This window comes from uncultured Campylobacter sp. (genome assembly GCF_938040115.1).
In the GTDB taxonomy this organism is placed as follows: domain Bacteria; phylum Campylobacterota; class Campylobacteria; order Campylobacterales; family Campylobacteraceae; genus Campylobacter_A.
On sequence record NZ_CALHXD010000184.1, the window covers coordinates 1 to 4,862 of the forward strand.

The 4,862-nt window shown below is 49.4% G+C and carries 4 protein-coding genes and 1 pseudogene; 2 read left to right on the top strand and 3 right to left on the bottom strand.

The genetic code is table 11. The features are described 5' to 3' along the window. Both Q0314_RS06440 and Q0314_RS06445 read left to right on the top strand, forming a co-directional pair. Positions 1-257, top strand: a pseudogene (locus Q0314_RS06440) (1,4-dihydroxy-2-naphthoate polyprenyltransferase); the annotation flags it as partial. A gap of 135 nt (positions 258-392) precedes the next feature. After that, positions 393-962 carry a YceI family protein gene (locus Q0314_RS06445; RefSeq protein ID WP_298057627.1) on the top strand — a complete coding sequence of 190 codons (570 nt, stop codon included), beginning with the start codon at positions 393-395 and terminating at the stop codon, positions 960-962. A 294-nt stretch (positions 963-1,256) separates the two neighbouring features. Here the strand turns inward: Q0314_RS06445 and Q0314_RS06450 are convergent, their stop codons facing one another. The 3 genes from Q0314_RS06450 to Q0314_RS06460 all read right to left on the bottom strand — a co-directional run bounded on the left by Q0314_RS06450 (position 1,257) and on the right by Q0314_RS06460 (position 4,363). Beyond that, complete coding sequence (locus Q0314_RS06450) at positions 1,257-2,399, bottom strand: glycerate kinase (protein ID WP_298057629.1); 1,143 nt, start codon at positions 2,397-2,399, stop codon at positions 1,257-1,259. A 261-nt stretch (positions 2,400-2,660) separates the two neighbouring features. Further along, on the bottom strand, positions 2,661-2,822 hold the full coding sequence (locus tag Q0314_RS06455; RefSeq protein ID WP_298057630.1) for a hypothetical protein: 162 nt from the start codon (positions 2,820-2,822) through the stop codon (positions 2,661-2,663). A 170-nt stretch (positions 2,823-2,992) separates the two neighbouring features. Next, positions 2,993-4,363: a GntP family permease gene (locus tag Q0314_RS06460; protein ID WP_298057631.1), complete on the bottom strand. Its 1,371-nt coding sequence runs from the start codon at positions 4,361-4,363 to the stop codon at positions 2,993-2,995. Positions 4,364-4,862 lie beyond the last annotated feature (499 nt).

Genomic DNA, 4,862 nt, shown 5'->3' on the forward strand with positions numbered 1-4,862 from the left:
TCGGGCTGAGCGCGGCTAAACGCTACCACTACGCGCTGATCGCGGGTGGAGCAAGCCTGATGCTTTGCTATTCGCTTTTGCGCGGAGATTCAGGCGTAAAACTACTCTACATAACTAGCTTTGCGCCGCTTGTGTGGCACCTCTTTTTCGTCTTAAAAGTGCGGGAATGCCGCGACTTCGACGGGCAGCTAAAGGTAGTCGCACTCTGCACATTTGCGATGTCGGCGCTGTTTTTCATCGGGGAAATTTTAGGCTAAATTTAGCCTGATTATTGTTCCGTGCCATTGCGGGCGCCGAATAAATAATTCAAATTTTTCTCAAAATGTTGCGAAAAAGTTATATATTTACTTTTTTAAAATACACTTTCAGACATAAATCACAAGGAGAAAAAAATGAAAAAACTAATCAAATTTTCGCTAACAGCAGCGCTGGCAGCGAGCTTCGCAAACGCCGCAGTCTACGAGATCGACCCGGCGCACAGCAGCGTCGGTTTTAAGATCAAGCACCTAAGCATATCAAAAGTTAGCGGAAATTTCGGCAAATTTGACGCCGTGATCGACTACGACAAGGACACCAAAGAGCTAAAAGCACTCGAGGCTACCATCGAGACCGCCTCGGTAAATACGCAAAACGACAAGCGCGACGAGCACCTACGCAGCGCAGATTTTTTCAATGCGGACAAATTTGACAAAATCACCTACAAAATGGTCAAATTTGAAAAAGAAAGCGACACTGAAGGCAAGGTCGTGGGCACGCTCACGATGCACGGCGTCACTAAGCCCGTGGTGCTAAAATTCGAGCTTGGCGGCTTTACTGCGGATAAAAACGGCAAGGAAAAAATCGGCTTTAGCCTAGAGGGCGAAACTAAACGCAAGCTCTTTGAGATCGGGCTAGATACCTCAGAGATCACGCTATCTGACAAAGTCGAGCTAGAGATCGAAGTCGAAGCCAAAGAAAAATAAACCCGCAGCAAATTTAACCAAAGCCTGTTTTCTGGCTTTGGCTTATTTTTAAATTTTAAGTTTTCGTAAATTTGATAAACCGTGCAGCGCAAAAACCTGAACGGCAAAAACTCGAACTAAAATTTGACGCGTCAAAACACGATGTTAAATTTGAAAAACTAGCGAAACAGCCGCGCCAAAAGACGAATTTATAGCAAAAAACATCCGCTCGGGCTCGTAAAATACCCGATCACCGAGCGACTAAGTCGGCGAATCGGCAAATGCGCCCGCCGAGCCGCCGCAGAAAGCGTAAATTTACCCCTTGCGCCCTAGCAAATATAGTCTCAAAGCCTGCTCTGCGGTCATTTTTAGATTGTGCGTCGCGGTTTGCTTATCCATCGCCTCCTCTAGGCTCACGGGCTCGTTTAATACGCTAAAAAACGCGTCGATGCCGTTTTCGTTACAGCCGCCGGCACACGGCGACACGCTACCGGCTAGCGCAATGACGGGTTTGCCGTATTTTTTGGCGATCTTCGCCACTCCGGTCGGGGTCTTGCCCATCGAGCTTTGAAAGTCCAGTCGCCCCTCGCCGGTGATGATTAGATCGGCGTTTTTCACGTCTTCTTCGAGGCGGATTTCCTCCATGATGATGTCGATGCCGGGCTTTAGTTTGGCGTTTAGGTAGCTCACAAACCCGTACCCTAGCCCGCCTGCCGCGCCCGCGCCCTTAAAGTTCCAAAATTCGCTCGAAAAGTGCTCGCTCGTCGCGCTCGCAAAGCTAATGAGCCCAGCGTCTAGATCCTTTACCATCTGCTCGTCCGCGCCCTTTTGCGGGCCGTAAACGTAGGCCGCGCCGTTTTTGCCAAACAGAGGATTATCCACGTCGCAAGCCACGAGGAATTCGCACTCTTGCAACTCGGGTGCCACGTTTTTGTTTGAGATCTTGGTGATTTTTATGAGGTTTTCACCTTTACCCTCGAGCAACTCGCCGTTTTCGTCAAAAAACTCGTATCCAAGCGCGCTTAGCATGCCCGTGCCCGCGTCGTTCGTAGCGCTACCGCCGATACCGACGATAAATTTACGCGCGCCTTTGCTAATGGCATGCAAAATCATCTGCCCAAAGCCGTAAGTGCTCGTTTTCATCGGGTTTCGGCGCTCTTTTTCCACCAGCATGAGCCCGCTAGAAGACGCCATCTCGAGGATGCCCAGCTCGCCTGCTAGCGCGTATCTGGCAGGGATCTTTTCGCCGAGAGGATTTTGCACGATGACGTCGATAAACTCGCCGTTTAGCGCGTCTGCTAGCGCCACCACGCTACCCTCGCCGCCGTCTGCGATGGGCTTTACCACCACTTCGTCCACTTCGCTCCCTAAGGCCTCGATGCCCTCCTTTACGGCGTTGCCGGCCTCGAGGGAGCTCAAAGAGCCCTTGAAAGAGTCGATTGCTATTAGTATTTTCATTTGTTTTCCTTTTTTGGCAAGGCTTGTCTTTTGAGCGCTTTTTCAGTTGCGCTTCGCTCACTGCTTTGCAAGAAGCGGAGCTGGCTAAAATTTAGCTCGGCGTACTATCTTTGCTTCGTTGCACTCGCAACTGCAAGCAGAAGTCCAGCCTAAGCTAAATTGTATCTGCGCAACCCCAAAAATCATCTCAAAATACTTCGCCTTAAATTCTACGGTCTGATTTTATCAAATTTAGTTTTAAATCGCGAGCCAAATTTGGCTTCATTGCAAATTTAAAAACGTGCCGCGCGATAGCGCCACATAAACCTGCACACAGTGCAGCAACCTCTCACGTGCAGTTGGATTACAGAGGACTTTTGCGTCCGCTACGCTTGTCTTGTGCTTGCACTCTCTTTGAGAGCTGCAAAGTAGACCGTAATTCAAGCCACTTCCCCTTAACAAAAAAGCTTAGCGCATAATGCTAAATTTAACCAAATCAAATTTAACATTTTCAAGATGCGGGTCTGGGCGGACAAATTTGAAAATTTACTGTTACTACCGTAGAGAGTGCAGTCTCGTCACGCCGAAACCGCACTCAAATTTAACCGTCAAATTTACAGCAAAATAAGCGACGCTACCCAAACCGTCGCCATACCCACGATACCCATTATAAATGTAAGCATCGTCTGGGTCTTGTAGCCCTGCTCCGGCGACATCTTGCTAAAGTTCGTAACGACCCAGAAATAGCTATCGTTAGCGTGCGAAACCGTCATCGCGCCCGCAGCGATCGCCATCACCGTTAGCACCGCACCCATCTCGCTCGTGAGTCCTAGCGCGCTCATCATCGAGCCGCTATCGGTGAAAAGCCCCATGATAGAGGCGGTCGTAGTGAGCGCCACGGTCGAGCTGCCCTGAGCGGTCTTGATGATAGCAGAGATAACAAACGGGAAAAATATGCCCACAGTGCCGATGAGATGGGCATTTGCCTTCATAAACTCGACAAATCCGGCCTTAGCGATGACGTTGCCTAGCACGCCGCCCGCAGCCGTGATAAAGAGGATAGGTCCCACGATCTTTAGCGTTTCGTTGGTCATGAAGTTAAATTCGCCCAGCTTGCCCGTTTCGGCCAGCAAGATAACGGCAAATAGCACACCGACGCCAAGCGCTATGATCGGGTTGCCTAAAAATAAAGCATAACTCGCAAACGCGCCCTCTAGCTTTAGTATCGAGACGACCGAACCCAGCGCCATCAGCAAAATCGGCATAAAAATCGGCGCCAAGCTCAAAAACGCGCAAGGTAGCTTACCGTGCTCTTTGATGATCTCGTCGTAACTCTTGCCCACTTCGGCAAGATCTTCCTTTAGGCTCACTTTTGCGCCGATGGTTTTAGCAAAAAGATAGCCCGCGATGAGAACCGGTATCGAAACTACCGCACCCACGGCGATGACTAGCAGCAGGTTGTGCCCCACGCCCACGGCTCCAGCGGCCGCTATCGGGCCTGGAGTCGGCGGTATAAACACGTGCGAGGTGTATAGGCCGCACGAGAGCGCGACGGCCATAGCTACGGGGTTGGCGCCGATCTTTTCCTTTATCGCGCGGCGGATCGGATCTAGCACCACAAAGCCGCTATCGCAAAAGACCGGGATACCGACAATCCAGCCCATGATGAGCATGGCTAGCTCGGGGCGCTTGTCGCCTACGCAGCGCACGACCATATCGGCTAGCTTTAGCGCCGCACCCGTCTTTTCCAGCGCCATACCGATGAGCGCGCCAAGGATAATGACGATGCCTATGCTTTTAAATATCCCGCTAAATCCCTCTCCGATGATCGCGGGAACCTTGACCAGGTCGATACCCGCGACGACGGCTAGGGCGAGCGAGACGAGCATGATCGCTATAAAGGGGTGAACCCCGAACTTAGAAATCAGCACGATCATAACGACGACCGCGATGACGAAGCAGACGATGAGAGCAATACCGCTCATAACAGCTCCTTTCGGATAAAATTTTTGCCTAACGCAATATTACCGAAATTTGTTTTTAAAATATCTAAATTAGATTTGAAATTTTAGTTCCATTTTATGTAGCGAAGGCCGAATTTGACGACTCGGCAGCGATTGATTTGGAGCGTTTAAGAGCATAAATTTGACGGCGGTTTTTATGGAGCTTGGCTGCCATCTACGGCATCAAAAACTAAAATTTAGCAAACAAGCCGTACTTATCCGCCAAAAGATAAAGTCCTAAAAATAGCGCGGCATATAAAACGGTTTTAAATATTTTTAGCAAGGCGTGCAAATTTGATCCTTTTTGTTTCGTTAAATTTGCGAAATCTTAGCCAAAGGGCGGTTAAATTTGAGTGAAATTGGGGTGGAGAGTTGAAAAATGCGGGAGTAAATTTGGGACGGGTTACCTCAGCCGTTTTAGGCGCATTTTTGAAATTTTATATATTTTCGAGCTTGCGTTTTGGCTGAAATTTTGATCCAC

Bases quoted from the DNA above. Each gene is read 5' to 3' on its own strand.
- Q0314_RS06445 (WP_298057627.1), top strand. From the start codon at position 393: ATGAAAAAACTAATCAAATTTTCGCTAACAGCAGCGCTGGCAGCGAGC.
- Q0314_RS06450 (WP_298057629.1), bottom strand. From the start codon at position 2,399: ATGAAAATACTAATAGCAATCGACTCTTTCAAGGGCTCTTTGAGCTCC.
- Q0314_RS06460 (WP_298057631.1), bottom strand. From the start codon at position 4,363: ATGAGCGGTATTGCTCTCATCGTCTGCTTCGTCATCGCGGTCGTCGTT.